This is a genomic window from Paenibacillus cellulositrophicus (assembly GCF_009363095.1).
GTDB classification, from domain to species: domain Bacteria; phylum Bacillota; class Bacilli; order Paenibacillales; family Paenibacillaceae; genus Paenibacillus_AQ; species Paenibacillus_AQ favisporus.
Genome location: NZ_CP045295.1, coordinates 2,530,722 through 2,548,112, shown reverse-complemented (window position 1 = coordinate 2,548,112; position 17,391 = coordinate 2,530,722). Strand labels below are relative to the sequence as shown.

At 51.2% G+C, this 17,391-nt stretch carries 17 protein-coding genes and 1 pseudogene; 8 read left to right on the top strand and 10 right to left on the bottom strand.

What is annotated here, in order from left to right; all coding sequences use genetic code 11:
- The first annotated feature begins 97 nt into the window (after nt 1–97).
- The gene (locus GCU45_RS11475) at nt 98–1,522 is read left to right on the top strand and encodes a hypothetical protein (protein ID WP_152399023.1); all 1,425 of its coding nucleotides are present in this window, start codon (nt 98–100) and stop codon (nt 1,520–1,522) included.
- A 92-nt stretch (nt 1,523–1,614) separates the two neighbouring features.
- On the opposite strand, the gene GCU45_RS11470 is transcribed toward GCU45_RS11475, so the two are convergent.
- On the bottom strand, nt 1,615–2,910 hold the full coding sequence (locus GCU45_RS11470) for an amidohydrolase family protein (protein WP_152399022.1): 1,296 nt from the start codon (nt 2,908–2,910) through the stop codon (nt 1,615–1,617).
- Between the two features lie 161 nt (nt 2,911–3,071).
- On the opposite strand from GCU45_RS11470, the gene GCU45_RS11465 reads away from it, so the two are divergent.
- Nucleotides 3,072–3,500 (top strand): MarR family winged helix-turn-helix transcriptional regulator, encoded by a 429-nt coding sequence (locus GCU45_RS11465; protein ID WP_089548784.1) that lies wholly within the window; start codon nt 3,072–3,074, stop codon nt 3,498–3,500.
- Between the two features lie 84 nt (nt 3,501–3,584).
- Here GCU45_RS11465 and GCU45_RS11460 read toward each other — a convergent pair whose 3' ends face one another.
- Nucleotides 3,585–4,034, bottom strand: a complete 450-nt coding sequence (locus tag GCU45_RS11460) for an SRPBCC domain-containing protein (RefSeq protein ID WP_152399021.1) — start codon at nt 4,032–4,034, stop codon at nt 3,585–3,587.
- 102 nt (nt 4,035–4,136) lie between these two features.
- On the opposite strand from GCU45_RS11460, the gene GCU45_RS11455 reads away from it, so the two are divergent.
- Nucleotides 4,137–4,928, top strand: coding sequence for an AraC family transcriptional regulator (locus GCU45_RS11455; protein ID WP_152399020.1), 792 nt, complete (start codon nt 4,137–4,139; stop codon nt 4,926–4,928).
- A gap of 140 nt (nt 4,929–5,068) precedes the next feature.
- Here the strand turns inward: GCU45_RS11455 and GCU45_RS11450 are convergent, their stop codons facing one another.
- From GCU45_RS11450 to GCU45_RS11430, 5 genes are all read right to left on the bottom strand, one after another.
- The gene (locus GCU45_RS11450) at nt 5,069–5,863 is read right to left on the bottom strand and encodes an SDR family NAD(P)-dependent oxidoreductase (RefSeq protein ID WP_152399019.1); all 795 of its coding nucleotides are present in this window, start codon (nt 5,861–5,863) and stop codon (nt 5,069–5,071) included.
- A 231-nt stretch (nt 5,864–6,094) separates the two neighbouring features.
- Nucleotides 6,095–6,700: a response regulator transcription factor gene (locus GCU45_RS11445; protein ID WP_152399018.1), complete on the bottom strand. Its 606-nt coding sequence runs from the start codon at nt 6,698–6,700 to the stop codon at nt 6,095–6,097.
- Nucleotides 6,701–6,719: 19 nt separating this feature from the next.
- Nucleotides 6,720–7,799 (bottom strand): sensor histidine kinase, encoded by a 1,080-nt coding sequence (locus GCU45_RS11440; RefSeq protein ID WP_152399017.1) that lies wholly within the window; start codon nt 7,797–7,799, stop codon nt 6,720–6,722.
- A gap of 18 nt (nt 7,800–7,817) precedes the next feature.
- On the bottom strand, nt 7,818–8,195 hold the full coding sequence (locus GCU45_RS11435) for a hypothetical protein (RefSeq protein WP_152399016.1): 378 nt from the start codon (nt 8,193–8,195) through the stop codon (nt 7,818–7,820).
- Between the two features lie 71 nt (nt 8,196–8,266).
- The gene (locus GCU45_RS11430; protein ID WP_152399015.1) at nt 8,267–9,142 is read right to left on the bottom strand and encodes a LysR family transcriptional regulator; all 876 of its coding nucleotides are present in this window, start codon (nt 9,140–9,142) and stop codon (nt 8,267–8,269) included.
- 115 nt (nt 9,143–9,257) lie between these two features.
- Between GCU45_RS11430 and GCU45_RS11425 the strand changes: the two genes are divergently transcribed.
- The gene (locus GCU45_RS11425) at nt 9,258–10,499 is read left to right on the top strand and encodes a YbfB/YjiJ family MFS transporter (RefSeq protein WP_244364528.1); all 1,242 of its coding nucleotides are present in this window, start codon (nt 9,258–9,260) and stop codon (nt 10,497–10,499) included.
- Nucleotides 10,500–10,525: 26 nt separating this feature from the next.
- Entirely contained in the window at nt 10,526–11,341 is an 816-nt protein-coding gene (locus GCU45_RS11420) for an alpha/beta fold hydrolase (protein ID WP_152399014.1), read from the top strand.
- Between the two features lie 208 nt (nt 11,342–11,549).
- Here the strand turns inward: GCU45_RS11420 and GCU45_RS33765 are convergent, their stop codons facing one another.
- The gene (locus GCU45_RS33765; RefSeq protein ID WP_167527123.1) at nt 11,550–11,723 is read right to left on the bottom strand and encodes a hypothetical protein; all 174 of its coding nucleotides are present in this window, start codon (nt 11,721–11,723) and stop codon (nt 11,550–11,552) included.
- Between the two features lie 187 nt (nt 11,724–11,910).
- Here GCU45_RS33765 and GCU45_RS11415 point away from each other — a divergent pair, with 187 nt between their 5' ends.
- The gene (locus tag GCU45_RS11415) at nt 11,911–12,624 is read left to right on the top strand and encodes a class I SAM-dependent methyltransferase (protein ID WP_152399013.1); all 714 of its coding nucleotides are present in this window, start codon (nt 11,911–11,913) and stop codon (nt 12,622–12,624) included.
- Between the two features lie 141 nt (nt 12,625–12,765).
- On the opposite strand, the gene GCU45_RS11410 is transcribed toward GCU45_RS11415, so the two are convergent.
- Entirely contained in the window at nt 12,766–13,275 is a 510-nt protein-coding gene (locus GCU45_RS11410; protein WP_145164789.1) for a tetratricopeptide repeat protein, read from the bottom strand.
- 131 nt (nt 13,276–13,406) lie between these two features.
- On the opposite strand from GCU45_RS11410, the pseudogene GCU45_RS11405 reads away from it, so the two are divergent.
- Both GCU45_RS11405 and GCU45_RS11400 read left to right on the top strand, forming a co-directional pair.
- Nucleotides 13,407–13,720, top strand: a pseudogene (locus tag GCU45_RS11405) (hypothetical protein).
- A gap of 347 nt (nt 13,721–14,067) precedes the next feature.
- Nucleotides 14,068–16,182: an S-layer homology domain-containing protein gene (locus tag GCU45_RS11400; protein WP_152399012.1), complete on the top strand. Its 2,115-nt coding sequence runs from the start codon at nt 14,068–14,070 to the stop codon at nt 16,180–16,182.
- 182 nt (nt 16,183–16,364) lie between these two features.
- Here the strand turns inward: GCU45_RS11400 and GCU45_RS11395 are convergent, their stop codons facing one another.
- On the bottom strand, nt 16,365–17,273 hold the full coding sequence (locus GCU45_RS11395) for a LysR family transcriptional regulator (protein ID WP_152399011.1): 909 nt from the start codon (nt 17,271–17,273) through the stop codon (nt 16,365–16,367).
- Between the last annotated feature and the right edge of the window lie 118 nt (nt 17,274–17,391).

Genomic DNA, 17,391 nt, shown 5'->3' with positions numbered 1-17,391 from the left:
GGGGGGATGCCTGACCTTTAAGAATGCTGCAGGGATTCTTTAAAGAGAACATTGTGCTGTCGTATACAACCAAAACTTTTAAATGAGGTGTGAAAATATGACTGAATATCAACTTGCTTTGAAAGACAACCGTATCGTATGGGGGAATGAGATCGATGTGGAGCAGCGAATTGGAAACTCTTCGAATGACTCGTTCCGGCAGGGGGCGGGCAGCGCCTTGGACTGGAACTTGCCTGCCGGTATATATCGGGCAAAAGAGGTCGTCAGGGAGCTCGATCCCCTGCTTGAGGCGATGCTGGTCCAGCTTGGCGAACCGGTAAACGGCGATCCGGCGGTGCTGCTGGACAGCCTTCAGGCCAACTTGGCGATTTCCGGACGCGTGTCATCTCTGCCGCTTGGTCCCCTGGCTTTAGAAGATAAAGCCGGCGTCGAACTGACTGCCCAGGCGGTACGCATCGGCGAGCAGCTGGTAAGCTGGGCGCGGGAAATGAATGCCGAGAAGAGGACGCTCGCGAAATATGGGCCGGAAACGCTTGGCCAGCTGGAATTTAGAAGCCACTGCTATGGTCATGCCCTGATTCCGGACGCTGTTGCACAGGTTTGGGGACCGTTCGGCGGCCCAAGAATCATGCAGATCTATAATGAATATCTGCACCAAATGGTTTTGCTGCGGGATGCCTTGCTTCCGTTTGCCAATTGGGAGCAGGTTCCGTTTGAAGTGAAGGAACATAAGGAGTTTAAAGGGCTCCGTTTTCTGGAACCGGCCCGGGAGGTCTTTTTAACTCAGCTGCTTGGGAAAAAGTTGACACACAAATCGATTGTCCAGTATGCGCAAAGTGTGGTCAGCTCGGGTCTGTCCGCAGCCGGTTACGGATTCCAATATCGTCTGGGCACCGTATTGCCTGCCGGGCTGGGAGAGCCGGCCGGGACGGCGGCGCGGTACCTGCTGAAATGGCATCCGGTACAAACGATACAGGCAGAAGAAACGCAGGATTTGGCTGCGATCTCGTTCGATTACGAATATGAGGATTATTATGCGGCACCGCGCACCGAAGCAGGAAGCGGTACACCAGGGAATAAAGATACGCTTCCTGTCTCTTTAGGGGAGATCACTGGTCTGAACGTCGCGCGCTTACTGCCGATTACTGCTTCTGATCGAACGACCCTGCGATTGAGCTTGGAAGTGGACGGACGTGAATTTTCGGTGGATCTCGGTCAGCTCTTTAGGGGGCACCGCTTTATGTATCGGCCCGAAGGAAACGACAACAACGATGTCGCTATTGTGAAGCGTACCTCTGTCAGCCTGCATTCGGCAGCGGATATCCTTGCGCTTTCCGGATTGGTGACAAGTACAGACGGAATCCACTTCATTCCAACCGATGGAAACGAGCTTGTTCGGTGGGCATTACTTGGTAAGCTGTATCCCGAAAATGTAGTTATATTAGACAACGGCGATCCAGAAGAACTGGAAAAAGCCTATGTTTCCGGCAAGGGCTTTGGGACGCAGTTTTTAGTGTTGTAAGTCCAAAAAGGCTTCTCCCAATAAGGGGAAGCCTTTTTTCTACGGGTCAGCGCGGCGCATAACAAGCTTCAGGTATCGTATGCTCCTTCAGGTTAGCTTTGCTGCTGCGCGCCTCTGAGCCACACGGCTTCGATCGACAGGGTATCCGAGATATGACTTGTCGGGTCGCCATTCACCAGAATGAGGTCTGCGCCCGAACCTGCAGCAATCCGTCCACGATCGTGAAGCCCGAAGCGGCGGGCCGGTTTCGAGGTGGCGGACTGAAGCGCTTCGATCGGAGTGAACCCGGCTTGAACGAGCAGCTGCATTTCATGATGGACGCTGGCACCGTGCGCAAGGCCGCCGAGATTCGGAACGGGAACAGGGGAGACATCCGTTCCAACCAGAATGTCGACGCCGGCCCGATGAAGATCCATCACGTTCTTAAAGCTGTTCTCCATATCACCTTGCGGGAACGTATTGAAGCTGGAGTTCAGAATATCGATCCACTCCGGGCTTAATTTGGAATGCACCCGCGGATCATTGGCCAAATCGGATGCCGGATTTCCAAGGATGGACGAGTTCAATACGAGGCACGGCGTTACAAACGCGCCAGAATCGACAATAGATTGGACCAAATCGGGCGTGAGTTCAGGTCTGTCGATAAACAGGTGGCCCAATCCGTCCACTCCGAGAGCGATGGCGGTCTGCGAAGAACGAGCCGTCAGGACATGGGCGATGACGATTTTATCAAACTTGTGGGCCTCTTCCACAGCAGCTTTAAGAATTTCGTCGCTTAGCACAGGCAGGCCGGGGGCACCCATGACCGTGCCTTCTTCAATCATGATTTTAATATAGTCCGCGCCATTCTCGACCTGGGTATGCACGTGTTTGATCGCTTCTTCCACTGTCGTCACCTGGGGCACTTCTTCGTGATCGTGGGCGTAAGCCGCCAGCATCGCTTCCCGGTCTTCCTTCGATAACTTCTCCAATTCCTTTAACACGAACTCGGGGATCTCGTCCCCATCGGGCAGCAATTCATCCGGATGACCACCCGGAGCGGTGATCGCGGTTCCGGCGGAACGGACATCGGCGGCGCCTTCCACATTTTTCAGCTGAATCGCCCGTCCTCTTTCCGTAAAATCTCCGTTCATTTCGAGTTCGGTCGTCACACCGAATTTTACAGCATCCCGTAATCCTCCAATGGAAGTGTGAACATGGGCATCAATCAAGCCCGGCAATAATGTCGCATGGTTTGCATCCACGATGACTGCATCCTCCGGAACGTCAGTGCCCACGGCAATGATGGTCTCCCCTTGAATGAGCACATTTCTTGCCTCAATCACTTGTTCCCCGTCGAAAATTCGTGCATTTATAATGGCCGTAACCTTGTCCAGCGTATTCTTCATTTCGTTATTCCTCCTTGGATATGTGCTTGATAACAATTCGGAGTATAACAGTTAGTTTTCTAACAGTCAATAAACTAATATTTAAATTGACAAGCTTCCGGAATCCCCGTATAGTTTAAATGTTAAAAATTAGTCTCCTAACATTTTGAGGAGGAACGATCATGAAACCTCGCAAGGATACACTCTATCTGGACTTGTTTCAGATTATCGGCCTGAAGTTGAAGAAAAAGGCAGATGAAAGCATTAAAGAGCTGGGATTAAACGCGCAGCAAGGCAAAGTCCTTGATTATATTCATAAAAACCAGGATAAAGATATCATTCAAAGGGATTTAGCCGATCGGTTTCATTTGCAGGGGGCCAGCATAACAAGCATGCTCCAAGGCCTCGAGAAAAAGGGATATATTGAGCGGAAAATTCCGGCCAATAATGAACGGCAGAAAAACATCTATGTTTTGCCAAAGGCCGTTGAATTGATTGATGCCTTTAACGAATCCTTTCAGAAGGTTGAGGATGAAATCGTTCAGACCCTGACCGAAGAGGAGAAGCAGCTGTTAAAGGGACTGCTGGTCAAAATTAATGAACGCTTATAATCCGTTTGCGAGAACCAATCGGACAGCCAAAAAAGACGACCATCCCCTTTAATGGGCGATCGTCTTTTGGTGCTGGATGCGCGTTTAAAAACCGAAATCGAGGGAGCTGCCCGTCTCGGCGATGGACTTGATGTTGCTTAGAATCATCCACCAGAACTTCTCGGTTTTCAGGAACAAAGGGTTGCTGTCGGTCCACTGATCATTGATGAGGTGCAGCTTGGTGCACGATCCCACCGGCTCTAACCGGATCGTCACCCGGCTCTGCATCGTCTCGTGTTCGGCGAAGTGGGAGGGGCCGGGATGGTCGGTGTAGCTGAGTACCTTGTATTTTTCATAGGCCAAAATTTCTCCGTAAATGTGCACCGTGTTTTCCCCGTCAGGCCCAGGGCCGACGAACCGGATCGGGTTGCCTGCCTGCAGACTCGATTGAATGACGCCTCCCATAAAAGCGCGGGACGATTTCTCAGGGTTGAACAGCACGTCCCAAACCTCTTCGGGGCTGGCTCCAATGTAGAAGGTGTACTCTAACTGCATGTCGAATCCTCCTTGAAACAAAAATATTTACGTTGTATACATGTAACGTACCATTTCCGACTTTCAGGTTTCTTGTAAAAACGCGCCATTAGGGGGAATTCGATGCGTCATCAGGTGAACCCTAACCGAGGGATTTTGCATTTTGACCCGGCACAAACGAACGTCAGAATTACACGTCGTCTGCCATCAGAACAGCTTCGGCATTTGATCCAGCATTACTGGTTCGTCGAATGGAATTTAGAGGGGCAGCCGCCGTATACACAGGAAGTATTGCAGCATCCCGGGGTCAACATCGTGTTTGAACAAGGAAGCTCGTACGTCTGCGGAATCGAAAGCAGGAAAGCGGCTTATACGCTGCAGGGAAAGGGGATGATTGTAGGAATTCTTTATCGGCCAGGGGCCTTTTACGGATATAGTTCAGAGCCTATGTCGGAACTGGTGGACCGTAAGGTGGATATCTCCAGGTATTTTCCGTTCGATGCGGAAGCTGCAGAGAAGGGGATATTTGCGTCAAACAGTCTGGAAGAGAAGGTTGCCTTTATTGAAGGACTGCTGTCCAGTTACATTCCGGAGCCGGATGACAAAGTGGACGAGCTGAACAAGATCGTCAGGGCGATCATGGAGGATCGTTCGTTGACCAGCGTAGATTTGTTGGTGAACCGGTTCAACGCATCCAAACGCACGCTGCAGCGCATGTTTAAACAGTACTTAGGGGTAAGCCCCAAATGGGTCATTCAGCGATACCGCATGCACGAGGCCAGCGACGCGATTGAAAATGGAGCCGATATCGCCACAGTGGCCTTGGAGCTCGGTTATTTTGACCAAGCGCATTTCAGCAAAGATTTTAGGGCGATCGTAGGGGCGTCCCCTCATGCCTACCGGCGGGGGGATTAAGGTAGTCCAATTTATTTACAGATTTTGAAATATCATTGAACAGGCTGTTCAGCCTGCAAACGTAAAGCGCCGGCAAGACGTTGTCTTGACCGGCGTTTTTTGTAGATATATGAAAGTATGCGCTTCGGAGGTTTGGGTTTTTATTGCATGAAGTCAGCAAAATCGGGAATGCTCGGATTCGCGATATAGTGCCCGCCTTCGACCTGAATGGTCTGGCCCGTAATGAATTTCGATTCATCCGAAGCCAGGAATAGGACGGTGTATCCGATATCGTCCGGTTCTCCGTGGTACGGGAGCTTGTTGTACTTGGCGAAAATGTCCAGCACTTGCGGTGGCATGTTATTTTTAGCGGCGGGAGTGAGAATTAAGCCAGGTGCAACCGCATTGCAGCGGATGCCAGAGGCGCCGTATTGGGTGGCGATATATCTCGTCAGATTCACGACCGCGGCTTTGGAAGCACCGTATGCCGAACGAATGGAATCACCCGTAAAGCCTGCCATGGATGCCGTATTGATGATGGATCCGCCGCCCGCCTCGATCATATGGGGGATTGCGAAGCGGCTGCCGAGCAGCACGCTTTTCAGATTGACATTCATGAGCCGGTCCCACTCCATCAGATCCATGTTCACAACATCCAAATCCTTCTGAAGATTGGTTAAGCCTACATTATTGAACAGCACCGTAATTGTGCCAAAGTGCTTGACGGTAAACTCGACAGCTTCCCGGATCGAGCTCTCGTCGCCTGCATCGAGGAACAGGCCGTAGGCTTCTCCGCCTTGTGCGTTGATCTCAGCAGCTGCCTGCTGCGCTCCTTCCGCATTAAAATCCGCAATCACCACTTTGGCTCCCTCTTTAGCCAACAGTCTTGCGGAGGACAACCCAATTCCTGAAGCACCTCCCGTTACAAGGGCAACTTTTCCTTCTACTCTTGCCATATGAAATGAACACCCGCCTTTTTGTTTAGAACATTAATATTTAGACATCTAAATAATATCAAAGTTTATTGGGGCAGGCAAGTTAACGCGGGCACGGGGAGGGCATCCAAAAACAAAAGGCTAATCTCAAGGGGCGCTTTCCGCGCTATAAGATTAACCTTTTAATGATATAGGAATGGATTTGCCTCAGAAACCTTCAAAACCTGTCGGATCTGGTAACGTGACCTAACGTTAATTCGAAATCCAGCCCTTGCTCAGGGCAATGGCAACAGCGTCGATTCGATTTTTGGCTTCGAGTTTCTGCAGGATCTCCGAAATGTAGTTGCGGATCGTACCTGGCGACAAATACAGCAGCTTGCTGATTTCGCTCACGGAGTAACCGTCCTTTAGGTAAGACAGAAGTTCCGATTCCCGCTCTGTTAGCGGGTTCATCTCCTTGTTCATGGCAAAGGTGAGATGGGGACTGAACACGCGTATGCCCTGGTAGATTTTGCGCAAGGACACCGCAAGCTCCGAGACCGGGGCATCTTTCAGCAAATAGCCCATCACGCCGGCTTGGACCGCACGCTGGTAATATCCGATCTTCGCAAAGGTCGTCACGATTGCGACGCGGCATGCGCTGCCCTCAGCCTTGAGCGCTTCAGCGACATCAAGTCCGCTTAGTGACGGCATTTCAATATCCAGTACAGCGATGTCCGGCGACTGCTTCCGGATCAGCTCCAGTGCCTGCTCGCCGGTATCCGCTTCCCCGACGATTTCGATGTCCGGCTCCATTCCGAGCAGCCGGCTGATAGCGCCTCTTAGCATCCCTTGATCTTCTGCAATGACGATCTTCATCCGTTCTTCCTCCTTGGTCTTACATTCGGTGATGAGGTATGGCTATCGTCACTTTCGTTCGATTCTCCGGATCCGTATCCAGCTTCAGTGTTCCTTGGATTAACGATAATCTCTCCTTCATCCCTAACAATCCCGCCCCATATTGACGCGCCTGCAGAGGCCCTCTGGTGATACCGATCCCGTTATCGCACACGAGCAGTACATACTGCTCTTTGTCTTCAAGGATTTGAATGGAACATTTCCCGGCCCCGCTGTGCTTGACGACATTGGTTATGCATTCCCGCAGACACATGCCAAGAATATTCCGTTCGATGGGCATCATCCTGCCCGCGTTCATCCGCATAGACGTTTCGGCTTCAATGCCGGCTGTTACCAGGATTTGCTCGGCCCGGCGAAGCTCCTCCCGGATATCGATGGACTGCATATCATTGACCAGCTCCCGGATCTGCAGCAGAGCCATTCTGGATATCCGCTGGACATCTCGGGCTTCCAGCACCGCCTGATCGGGGCTGGGCTCGATTAACCGCTCCGCCAGCTCGCTCTTAACGGTAATCATGGACAACGTCTGGCCCAGCGTATCGTGCAAATCTCTGGCGATTCGCTCCCGCTCCCCGATTTTAATGATTTCAGCGTGGGCTTCAGAAAGCTTTGCGTGTACCTCGCAAGAGACTTGGTACATTTTGGCCACATAGGGTACGGCAATGAGTGCAATGGAGACAGGGAGCCATTCGAACCTCAAAGGTTCGGCTGCTAGGTAGGCAGACAGGGTGACCGCTGCGGCAAAACAGCCGATCATCGAACCGACCATCCAGGAAATGCGGCGATACGAAGCAAGCAGCGACATCGTGATGGCCGGGTAAAAACCGAAGCACATATGCCAAGGGGTATGAAGGAAGATGAAGAATGATACGATAACCAGTTGAATAACGATTTTCATTTCCCGGTGCATTGGCCAAAGCATGCCCCTCCAATAAAACAAAGCAAGCAGCACAAACAGACCGATATCAAGCCATGCCTGAGGAAACGGTGTGAAAAATAAGTAGACTGCTGGTAGAAACAATGGCGCGAAGGTCAGCCATTTCGTTGCCATACGATTCATATCACATTCCCGCCATTTTTAATTAGGATAGCGCCTCTTACGGATCCATGCCGGGACCCACGCAATCGACAGTGCGGCCACCAATGCATGAAGTGTATTCGCCACGCCTGCAATATCGGGTTCAGGTGGGTAAGCCCAGTCAAATAGCGACAGCAGGAGTGCCGCTCCGACGGTTATCATACCATAATAAATTCTGGGTCTGGTCGTTGTATGCAGAAGCTTATTATAAATCGCCGCACCTATGAGGTTGACTGCCACCGACATTACCATAATGGAAACGGGGTTCAGCAGGACAAAGCGGAGATGCAGAACGGCGCACAAGATATAATACAACATCGAACACGCTACCCCTGTGACAATTCCTACGCCCAAGCCCACCTTTAAAATACTTTTCATTTCTTCACCAGCTTTCTTTTGATCACACTCCTATCGTATCATCGGAATTTTTTGCCATGTAGTTATAAATGTCATCTCTTTGTTCTAATCGCATCCATTAATAATAACGTCGCTTTGCCCAAGAGGTGTTTATCTTTATAAACGATGCCTAGCGGAACGATAGGGTGGATGTCGGAAAATGGACGGATGATCAAAGAACCCTCCAATTCGAGTCCGCTGTACATCGGAACGACCCCCACACTGAATGCTTCCTTAAGCATTTGCTGAATGACAAAGAAGCTTCCTACCTCCATACAGGAAAAAGGATGGGGTTCCGTCTGGCTCACCGCCCTCTCCCAAAGCTTCCGATAGATACAAGTCGGTTCTTTGACCAGAACCGTAAGTCCCGCGAGGTCGCTTACCGCAATCTCATCCCGTTTGGCAAGCGGATGATCCACATGCATCATCACCCCGAGTCGATCCTCGAACAGCGGTTCAAAATCCAGCATGAATTTCGCCGAGGGAACCGAGCATATCCCAAAGTCCAGTTCGCCGGATCGAACCCTTTCCGCAATCGGCTGGCTGCCGCTCACTTCCATCGTTAACTGCACTTTCGGATGCAGCCTGCAAAAATCGGCAACGACCGCCGCCAATCTTTGGCTTGCGATGGGTTCGATTGCGGCAAAACGGACGGTCCCTCCTTCTCCCGAAGCAATTTCGGAGACGGTCTGCCTTATGGATTGGACGGACTTCAGCAATATCCCGGCTTCTTGATGGAGCCACCGGCCAGCCTCGGTGGCGATCACACGTTTGCCATCCCGAATAAATAAAGAAACACCCAAATCAGCCTCCAAACGCTGGATCTGAAGGGTTACGGTGGAGGGTGCATACTGAAGCTCCTCGGCAGCTTTCTGAAAGTGTCCGAGACGTACGCAGGCTTCGAACGTTTTTAAGGCTCGCAAATCCATCTTCGTCCCCTCCTTAGTTTAAGATAATTAAACAATTCATTCATATAATTCAATTTTACAAAATAATCACACTCTTTTAAACTAATTTCAAGCCAAACAATGGAAGGGAAATCAAATGATGGGCCAAAAATCGGCATGGAACGGGATCACCTTGTGGGCATCGCTGTTATTTGTCGTGATCCTCGGTTTTTCCCGGCTCTCTTATGGCATGTTTCTGCCGGGAATTCAGCGGGAAATCGGGGGGAGCTACAGTCAATTGGGTATGTTGGGGACGATCAATTTTATCGGTTACTTGGCGGGGACCTTGTGCCTGCCTCCATTGATCTCGCGGTTTCCGGACCGGAAGCATGCCATCAATCAAGCGACATGCTTTTTGCTCGGATTGGCCATGATCGGCTCGGCATTCAGCGATCATTTGGCCCAACTCGGTTTATGGCGTTTTGCCATAGGATTTCTATCAGCTCTCGCCACGGTGCTCGTCTTGTCTATTGCAATGGACGCCGTTCGGCCGGCTGAGCAGGGAGCGGCTTCGGGCTTGATTTGGCTGGGCGGCTCCGCCGGCATTCTGCTCACGGGTTTATCCGCTCCCCTTACGATTGACCCGTCCCATCTGCAGGGGTGGCGGTATGCTTGGGCAGCCATGGGCGTATTCGGCATCGCGGCGGCGTTCGGTTTTGCGGTGGTCACGAGCAAGCGGAGACAGGGAAGTTCATCGTCCCAGGCAGAAGTGAAAACCCCGGATCAACAACGTGTCGAAGTATACCGGCTTCTATTTCACCCCGAGAAGCTCTTGTTCCTAATCGGTTCTTATTTTTTCTTTGGTGCGGGATACATTATTTACTTCACGTATCTGATCCCTTGTCTGGTAAGCAGGGGCATACCGGCCCTCTTCGCCGGGTTGATCTGGTCCGGTATCGGCTTGGCGGGCATGTTTAACGGCTGGATCGGCGGCAGGGCTATCGACCGGTGGCCGAGCGGGTATACACTGGCGGCGGGGCTGTCCTTGGGAACCGTCGGGGTGCTCGGTATAACGACCGGGAATTTGTTCTTTACCGCACTAGGAGCAGTGATGATCGGACTTGTTTCTTTTATTACTCCGCCGCTGATGACGACTTCGCTGCTTCGGCGCCACGTTCCACATCGCGCCTATGCGGCATGCCTCAGCATCGCCACCGCCTTTTTCGCGGCAGGACAAATGATGGGACCCATCGTCGGCGGGGTAGGAGTGCAGCAGTACGGTTTGCAATTCGGCGCGGCGTCAGGCGCGATCTTTATGGGAATTTCCGCCGGGTTGGCGGGCTTGTATGGACAGAAGCAGCGAAAAACGAAAACACGCGACCTGCATCTTGGCGCCTGAATCGTATAAAAAGGAGGAACAGTACAATGACGGAGCATACTCCATTGGCACAAAGGAAATATTTTAAATCGGGAAATCTTCAGTTGTCCTATCTTGATTTTGGCGGAGACAGCAGGCAGGTGCTGGTGATGCTGCATGGTTACATGGCTAATGCAAGGACCTTCTCGGAGCTGGCGGCCCGATTCAAGGATTGGCGGGTGATTGCTCTGGACCAGCGGGGACATGGATGGAGCGATCATCCTCCCGGACAGGAATACGCCAGGGAAGATTACGTAATGGATATTTGGAATCTGGTCCAGTCGGAGCTCGGGGGACAGCCGGTTACGATTTTGGGGCATTCTTTGGGTGGATTAAATGCTTATCAATTCGCGGCCCGTTATCCTGAACTGGTGAGCTCCTTGATCGTTGAGGATATTGGCGCGGAGATTAACGCGGATTTTTCCTTTGCTGAACAGCTTCCGTTCCGGTCTCCTTCTTTGAAGCAGCTGAGGGAATCGCTTGCAAGCGCAGGACTCCGGGCGATCGACTACTTTGCCGAAAGCGTGCTGGAGGATGAACGGGGCTGGGGCTTTCGAACGGATTTGAAAGGGCTGCAGGTATCCGTCCCCCAATCCAACGGGGTGTGGTGGGACGACTGGCTGGGCTCAAGCTGCCCGATCCTCTTGATTCATGGCGGCAAGAGCTTTATCCTGGATACCGATCAGGCGAGACGCATGCAGGCAAGAAGACTGGGCACCAAGCTTGTCGTTTTCGAACAATGCGGTCACGGTGTCCACTCCGATGATTTAAACGGTTATGCTCAAGCGGTGAACGACTTTCTGGCTGACCCGTATAGCACCTGAAAAAGCGCAGTGAGATGGGCGGGACAGAAGTAATCTAAAGAAAGCGGGAGGTCGTGACCTGCTGTTGATACAGCCGCAGAGCCGGAATCCAAATGCAATAAGGTTAACCTTAAGGGCGCTTCTTGCGCTTTAAGATTAACCTTATTTTTGTTACTTGGTTACGACTGTCCGAGCTCTTGCACCGAATGTTGATTCACGTTAAGCGGAATTAATATAACCGTTCTTCGCCGGTTACCGGATTTTTGAACGCGGACTTGATATCGCTGCGGCTGAGTTCTCCGGCGAATTCGGTGTCCGGGGCTTCCGGACCCTTGTTGCGGTTTGCTTTGGCCGCTTGTTCCTTCGCTTCCGCTTCGTTGGCTAAGTGGTTATCCTTTTCCATTTCGTTTCGATGCCTCCCTTGTCTTAAATCCATTTATCATTAGGATGCAACTTCCAGTCTGCGTCTATGCATTCCATCCCTTACATGGATATTAAACGGCTATATTTTTTCTTTCCCTATCCCCCTAAAGGCCAATGAACTATGATCAGAATAGCGAAAATTCAGGAAGCGAATCGGGAGGGAAAAGATGTTCGAATCGATTTACGATCAATTGAACCGATGGGGGAAGGACGACACATTTTTCGTGCGCATCATTGAGCGGATCAAGCCTGACGGAATAGCCGATTTAGGCTGCGGAACCGGAAGGCTGACGCTGCATTTGGCGGGTAAGGGTTATCACGTGACCGGTTTGGATCCCGACGAGGCGTCGATTCGGATTGCCAAGCAGAAGGACACAGAGAACGCCGTACTATGGGAGGTTGGAACGTCCGAGAAACTGGGGGCGGAGCGGTTTGATGTGGTGATGATGACGTCCAACGTGGCACAGGTTTTTGTGACGGACGCGGAATGGACAGCCACGCTGCACAACATTTCTCAGTCCTTGAGGCCGGGAGGGTATCTTCTGTTCGACACCAGAAATCCTCTCGCACGCGCTTGGGAACGCTGGACCAAGGAGCACTCTCTTAGTGAAGTCGTGGATCCGGCAACGAAGGCGAACATCAGAACCTGGCATGAGACGACCTCGGTTCATCTGCCCCTGGTGGCATACGATACTTTTTATGAAAATTTGGATACCCATGAGGTTCGGAGCGAAGACGACACGCTGATTTTTAGGGAGAGGGAGACGCTCAGGCAGGATCTGCTTGCTGCAGGCTTTCAGCAGGTGAATATATACGGAGACTGGGAATTCCAGCAGGCGGGGCTCCATGCCAATTCCTTTATCTTTGCTGCTAAAAAGTAAAAAGAAACAGAATATCCGCATGGTTTCTGCAATGAAACAGCCTGTCGGCCTAAGCCGGCAGGCTGTTCTGCTAACGTGCGAGATTCATGAGAACGCCGAGGGTTAGATGCTGAACCGCCCCGGATTTTACGAAAAAGCTGCCTACTCTGCGGTTTCGTCCAAGTCTTCCGTATAGGCCAAAATGCCGCGCTTGAAATAAAGCAGCTTTTCATCCGTAGTCGATTCCATGAGATTGGTAATCAGGAGTTCGACGCTTTCTTTATACTGCTGGCCGTTGTACAGCGCCATGGCCAGAAAAACCCGGAGTGCCCGGTTGTCAGGGAACTCCTGAACGCCCCTGCGGAGCGTTGCGATCGACTTCTCATATTGGCCCCAGTACCGGTAGGTGCTCCCCAGACCGAGCAGACAGCGCTCCAGATCGTTACCGGAAAGGCCGAGCTGCAGGGCGCGTTCGTAGTAGGGGATGGCTTCTTTCCCCAATCCCGAGTTGTCATGGGCGATTGCGGTCTGGTAGTTCACCTGCGCATCATTCGGATCTTCGTTCAGCAGCTCCAACAGCCGGGCGCGCACATCGGCCAGAAGTTCTTGATCCTGGTTGGCGCGCCCCTGTTCACGGAGAGCAATTAATTGCTGCAGCTGGTCTTTTGGCACGTTGCTTCACTCCTCTTTTTCCACATGAAGGAATTCTAACACAGCATCTGAAGGGCGTCTATTTGAAGTCTGGTTAAAATGGTATGATGACGAATAGAAAGCTTGCTCTTTGGGTTTGAGAGGGTGAAATGATGCGAGTAATTACTTTATGCGGGTCTACTAAATTCAAAAGGCAATTCGAACAGGTCAACGCTTATTTAACGCTTAAGGGAAATATTGTGCTAAGTCTAGCGTTCTTTGAGCAAAGTGAAGGAATCGAATTGACGACAGAACAGGCAGAACTGCTTGGCGATCTTCATTTAAAAAAATTGATTTGTCCGATGAAATCTTTGTCATTGATGTCGAAGGTTATATTGGGAGCAGCACAAAAAAAGAAATTGAGTATGCTGAAAGAACCGGGAAGACGGTTCGGTATTACTCAAAGACGAATTTTCCTGAAAAATAGATGGGGAAGGGTACACATAAATAATGAGAATAAGATATTCCCCTTTTCCTTCTCCCGGCGTCCCCCTTACGGGGGATTTTCTATTATACAAAATCGCTTTATAGTATTAAAATACAGCTCTAAACAATCAAATAAGGATGCAAAGGAGGGGGATCATGAATACGCGCCGGAACCCATGCCTTAGAGGAGTAAACCATGGGGGATTAACATGACGTTAATCTATCGGCGCTAGAATGAGAGGCAGCATCCGCATGGATTCGATCGCATCGTTATAGCCCGGGGCTTATGCCGTCGGCAGATCAACGCGTTGATTCTAGCGATTTTATTATTTGGGAGGAAATATCCTGATGAGTTTAAAAGGGAAATCGATATCGATTCTATCGGCGGCTGCCCTGCTGGGCGCCCTGGTGCCGCATGTATCCGCAGATGCGTCCCTGTCCGACATTTCAAACAGTCATGCCAAAGACGCGATAAATGAGCTTGTTAGTAAAGGAATCATCCATGGAACAGGCGATGGAATATTCAATCCGGCTAGCGGTATCCAGCGGCAGGATTTTGCGATCATCATGGCCAGAGCGCTCCAATTGGATCTTAGCCATCCGCCGGTAACGCCGACCTTCAAAGACGTACCGAAAGAAAACTATGCCTATGCTGCCGTGGAAGCGGCGTTCAAGGCCGGATTGTTCAAAGGCATGGGGAACGGGATTTTCGGAGCGGGCCAAAACCTCACCCGCGAGCAAATGGCAGTGATTTTCGTGAACGCCCTAGGCGTCAACCCTGCAGGAAAAGGAAGTAATTTAACGTTCTCCGACGCTGGATCCATCTCCGCATGGGCCAAAGATGCTGTTGCCGCTGCCGTTGAATTAGGACTCATACATGGTTACCCCGACGGTACATTCAATCCCGGAAATCAGGCGACCCGCCAGGACGCAGCCCTGGTGACGGTCCAGTTTCTGAACGACAAGGCAAAGGCTGACGAAGGCAGCACCCAGCCGCCCGTAGTACCGCCCGCAACGCCAATGTCGCCCACAACTCCTACCCCAACACCAAAACCAACACCGACTCCGACTCCGATTCCGTCGACGCCATCTTCCGGCGGGGGCGCTCCCTCCAATGGAGGAGGAGAAACTCATCATCAGAATCCGGATCAAGCCGCTGCAGAACCGGTAAAAGCCGAGATCGCAGCATTGCCTGCAAAAGCAAATATCAAGTTATCCGACAAACCGGCCGTCGTCCAAGCCCGCGCACACTATGATGCGTTAACAGATGCGCAAAAAGCCTTGGTAGGCGATATCGCCAAGTTGACGGAGGCCGAACAAACGATTGCCGAGCTGGAAGCCCAAGCAGCGTTGGATGAAGCGGCGGCAGCTCCGGTTCGAGCAGAAATCGCAGCATTGCCAGCGAAAGCGAATACCAAGCTGACCGATGAACTGGCTGTAACGTCAGCCCGCGCCCATTACGATGGTTTAACGGATAGCCAAAAAAAGCGGGTAGGCGATATCGGCAAACTGACGGACGCCGAGGACATGATCAGGGATTTGAAAATCGTGGCCGTGGCCAAAGGGAATTTGCAGGTTGTTTACAACGGCGTTGCGGAAAAGATCGAGCTGCCAAACGCCCAAGACGGCGCGACAATTACTTGGATCCTGAAAAATACAGAGCAATCAACGATCGTGGATATAACGACCGGCAGCGTGCAGCATGAAGGATTGAACGAAAACACGGACGTCGTCCTTGTCGCGAACATCGTCGCAGGAGCTGCTTCCGATACGAAAGAGATTAGTATTCGCGTGAAAGCTATCAAGGACGAACCAGAGGTGATCACGAGCAAAACCATCGCCGATTTTGACTTTTCCACCATCTATGCAACGCAAGCCCGAGGGGAGAGCTTCCAGGTCCAAACGACTGACTTCCAAAGCGCGCCCAAACATTTCACGATCAGCGACGGGAAGATAACGATCCCTATTGATTTGACATGGAATATTCCCTTAGGTGAGTTTACTGCAGGGCAAGTCGTGGGCTCGGCCGTCGACAGTTTTATTCAGGATTACTGCAATGCGCATGGAATCGACCTGGGGGAGCGAACTTTGGGTGCCGTCGGATTCGGGGATACGTTCTCGATCTTTGCATTCAATACCGGCTCGGAGTCTTCCGTTACGTTAGGCGGATCTGACTGGCAATATTTCTTTCCACAGAGCCAATATAACGGAAGCGATATCGACCATAGCAAGAATCGGACGTTTAACGTGAGCGATGGGGAGCATACAGCCGTCGTCACGTTAGTTTCGCGGTATGCCACCATGGATGCCTTGGTTGGAGCCATTAATCGCCAGCTGCAAGGTGCATCCGTATCTGCCGTAGCAGAAAAGGTAAACGACAATCAGTTCAGACTGGTTGCCAATTCGACGGACATTCAGCTAAACGTTTCCGGCGTGGATAAAAATCAGTTTTTCGAGGAATAAGCATGCAAAGCCCGAATCTACCGGCAGGTGTATCGGGCTTTTTTTCAGTACCTCATGCCAATCAGACTGGGTAGAAAGGCCCGCAAGAGATGGAAATCGCTTGATAAAAGCCATTCCACTCGGTGTCGGTGCCTAGTAAATGCCATCTTGGAGCCTGGGAGCCGTATTGATGTGCCTCCAGCCTAACCGTCATGCGGATTCTGGCCTATATTGGCGTTAAAGTAATCGACGAGCCAATTCGTCAATTGCTGCTGGGAGCCGCTAATAAATCGATCCGCATAATACATCAGCTCGAGATAACGCACAGGCGTCGGTCCAGTAATTGGGATCGATGCAATTTCGGGCCGCTCCGGATTTTGTCTGAGCAATCCAGCCGGTTGAATCGTCGCGCCTACCCCTGCTGATACTAATTGCAGCAGCGAAGTGGCTGAACTGGCCTCCATCACTGTCGTTAATTCGAAGCCCTCTTGTCTGCATACATCATCAACCAGATCGCGGCCGAGATACCCTTTGGGATACATCACTAAGGCATGCTCCTTCAGTTCCTCCAGCGTGATCTCCTTCCTGTCGGCGAGCTCGCTTGCCGAATTCACGAATAGATGATAGGGTTCGCATCCAAGCGGAATTTGGGTCAGCCTTTTATCGACCGGCCCGCGTAATCCAATGCCAAGATCTACTTTATGGTTAAGCACTTCGTCCTGGACGAAGATCGTAGAGAAGGCCTGCAGCTGGATGTCAGGATAGGTGGATTTGAACTGGACAAACAGCGGAACGAGCTGAAAATCCAGGTCAGAAGGCAGCACGGCCAGCCGAACGGTGCCTTGTTTGCCGGACTGGAGCTCCTTGATGGCATTTTTGGCATCCCGTTCCGCCTGCAGCATTTTCGTTCCATACTCCCGCAGTAGCCTACCGGCTTCCGTCGCAACCACCTTCTTGCCGATGCGGTCGAAGAGCGGCATGCCGAACTCCGCTTCAAGGATGCGAATCTGCTGGCTTAGTGTGGGCTGGGAGATGCCTAGCTCATCGGCGGCTTTTGTAAAATGAAGATGCTCATATACGGCCATAAAGTACTGTATATTTCGAGTGTCCATGCAGGTTCTCCTGATTTTAATAGTATTTTACTATCATAATAATATAAATTATAGGATTGAACAATGAAAGGCGGTTCCATATACTGAATGTACATAAAGCAGATGGGTGGAGGAAATC

Excerpts from the sequence above, each read along its gene's own strand:
- GCU45_RS11475 (WP_152399023.1), top strand. The coding sequence starts at position 98 with ATGACTGAATATCAACTTGCTTTGAAAGACAACCGTATCGTATGGGGG.
- GCU45_RS11470 (WP_152399022.1), bottom strand. The coding sequence starts at position 2,910 with ATGAAGAATACGCTGGACAAGGTTACGGCCATTATAAATGCACGAATT.
- GCU45_RS11465 (WP_089548784.1), top strand. The coding sequence starts at position 3,072 with ATGAAACCTCGCAAGGATACACTCTATCTGGACTTGTTTCAGATTATC.
- GCU45_RS11460 (WP_152399021.1), bottom strand. The coding sequence starts at position 4,034 with ATGCAGTTAGAGTACACCTTCTACATTGGAGCCAGCCCCGAAGAGGTT.
- GCU45_RS11455 (WP_152399020.1), top strand. The coding sequence starts at position 4,137 with ATGCGTCATCAGGTGAACCCTAACCGAGGGATTTTGCATTTTGACCCG.
- GCU45_RS11450 (WP_152399019.1), bottom strand. The coding sequence starts at position 5,863 with ATGGCAAGAGTAGAAGGAAAAGTTGCCCTTGTAACGGGAGGTGCTTCA.
- GCU45_RS11445 (WP_152399018.1), bottom strand. The coding sequence starts at position 6,700 with ATGAAGATCGTCATTGCAGAAGATCAAGGGATGCTAAGAGGCGCTATC.
- GCU45_RS11440 (WP_152399017.1), bottom strand. The coding sequence starts at position 7,799 with ATGAATCGTATGGCAACGAAATGGCTGACCTTCGCGCCATTGTTTCTA.
- GCU45_RS11435 (WP_152399016.1), bottom strand. The coding sequence starts at position 8,195 with ATGAAAAGTATTTTAAAGGTGGGCTTGGGCGTAGGAATTGTCACAGGG.
- GCU45_RS11430 (WP_152399015.1), bottom strand. The coding sequence starts at position 9,142 with ATGGATTTGCGAGCCTTAAAAACGTTCGAAGCCTGCGTACGTCTCGGA.
- GCU45_RS11425 (WP_244364528.1), top strand. The coding sequence starts at position 9,258 with ATGATGGGCCAAAAATCGGCATGGAACGGGATCACCTTGTGGGCATCG.
- GCU45_RS11420 (WP_152399014.1), top strand. The coding sequence starts at position 10,526 with ATGACGGAGCATACTCCATTGGCACAAAGGAAATATTTTAAATCGGGA.
- GCU45_RS33765 (WP_167527123.1), bottom strand. The coding sequence starts at position 11,723 with ATGGAAAAGGATAACCACTTAGCCAACGAAGCGGAAGCGAAGGAACAA.
- GCU45_RS11415 (WP_152399013.1), top strand. The coding sequence starts at position 11,911 with ATGTTCGAATCGATTTACGATCAATTGAACCGATGGGGGAAGGACGAC.
- GCU45_RS11400 (WP_152399012.1), top strand. The coding sequence starts at position 14,068 with ATGAGTTTAAAAGGGAAATCGATATCGATTCTATCGGCGGCTGCCCTG.
- GCU45_RS11395 (WP_152399011.1), bottom strand. The coding sequence starts at position 17,273 with ATGGACACTCGAAATATACAGTACTTTATGGCCGTATATGAGCATCTT.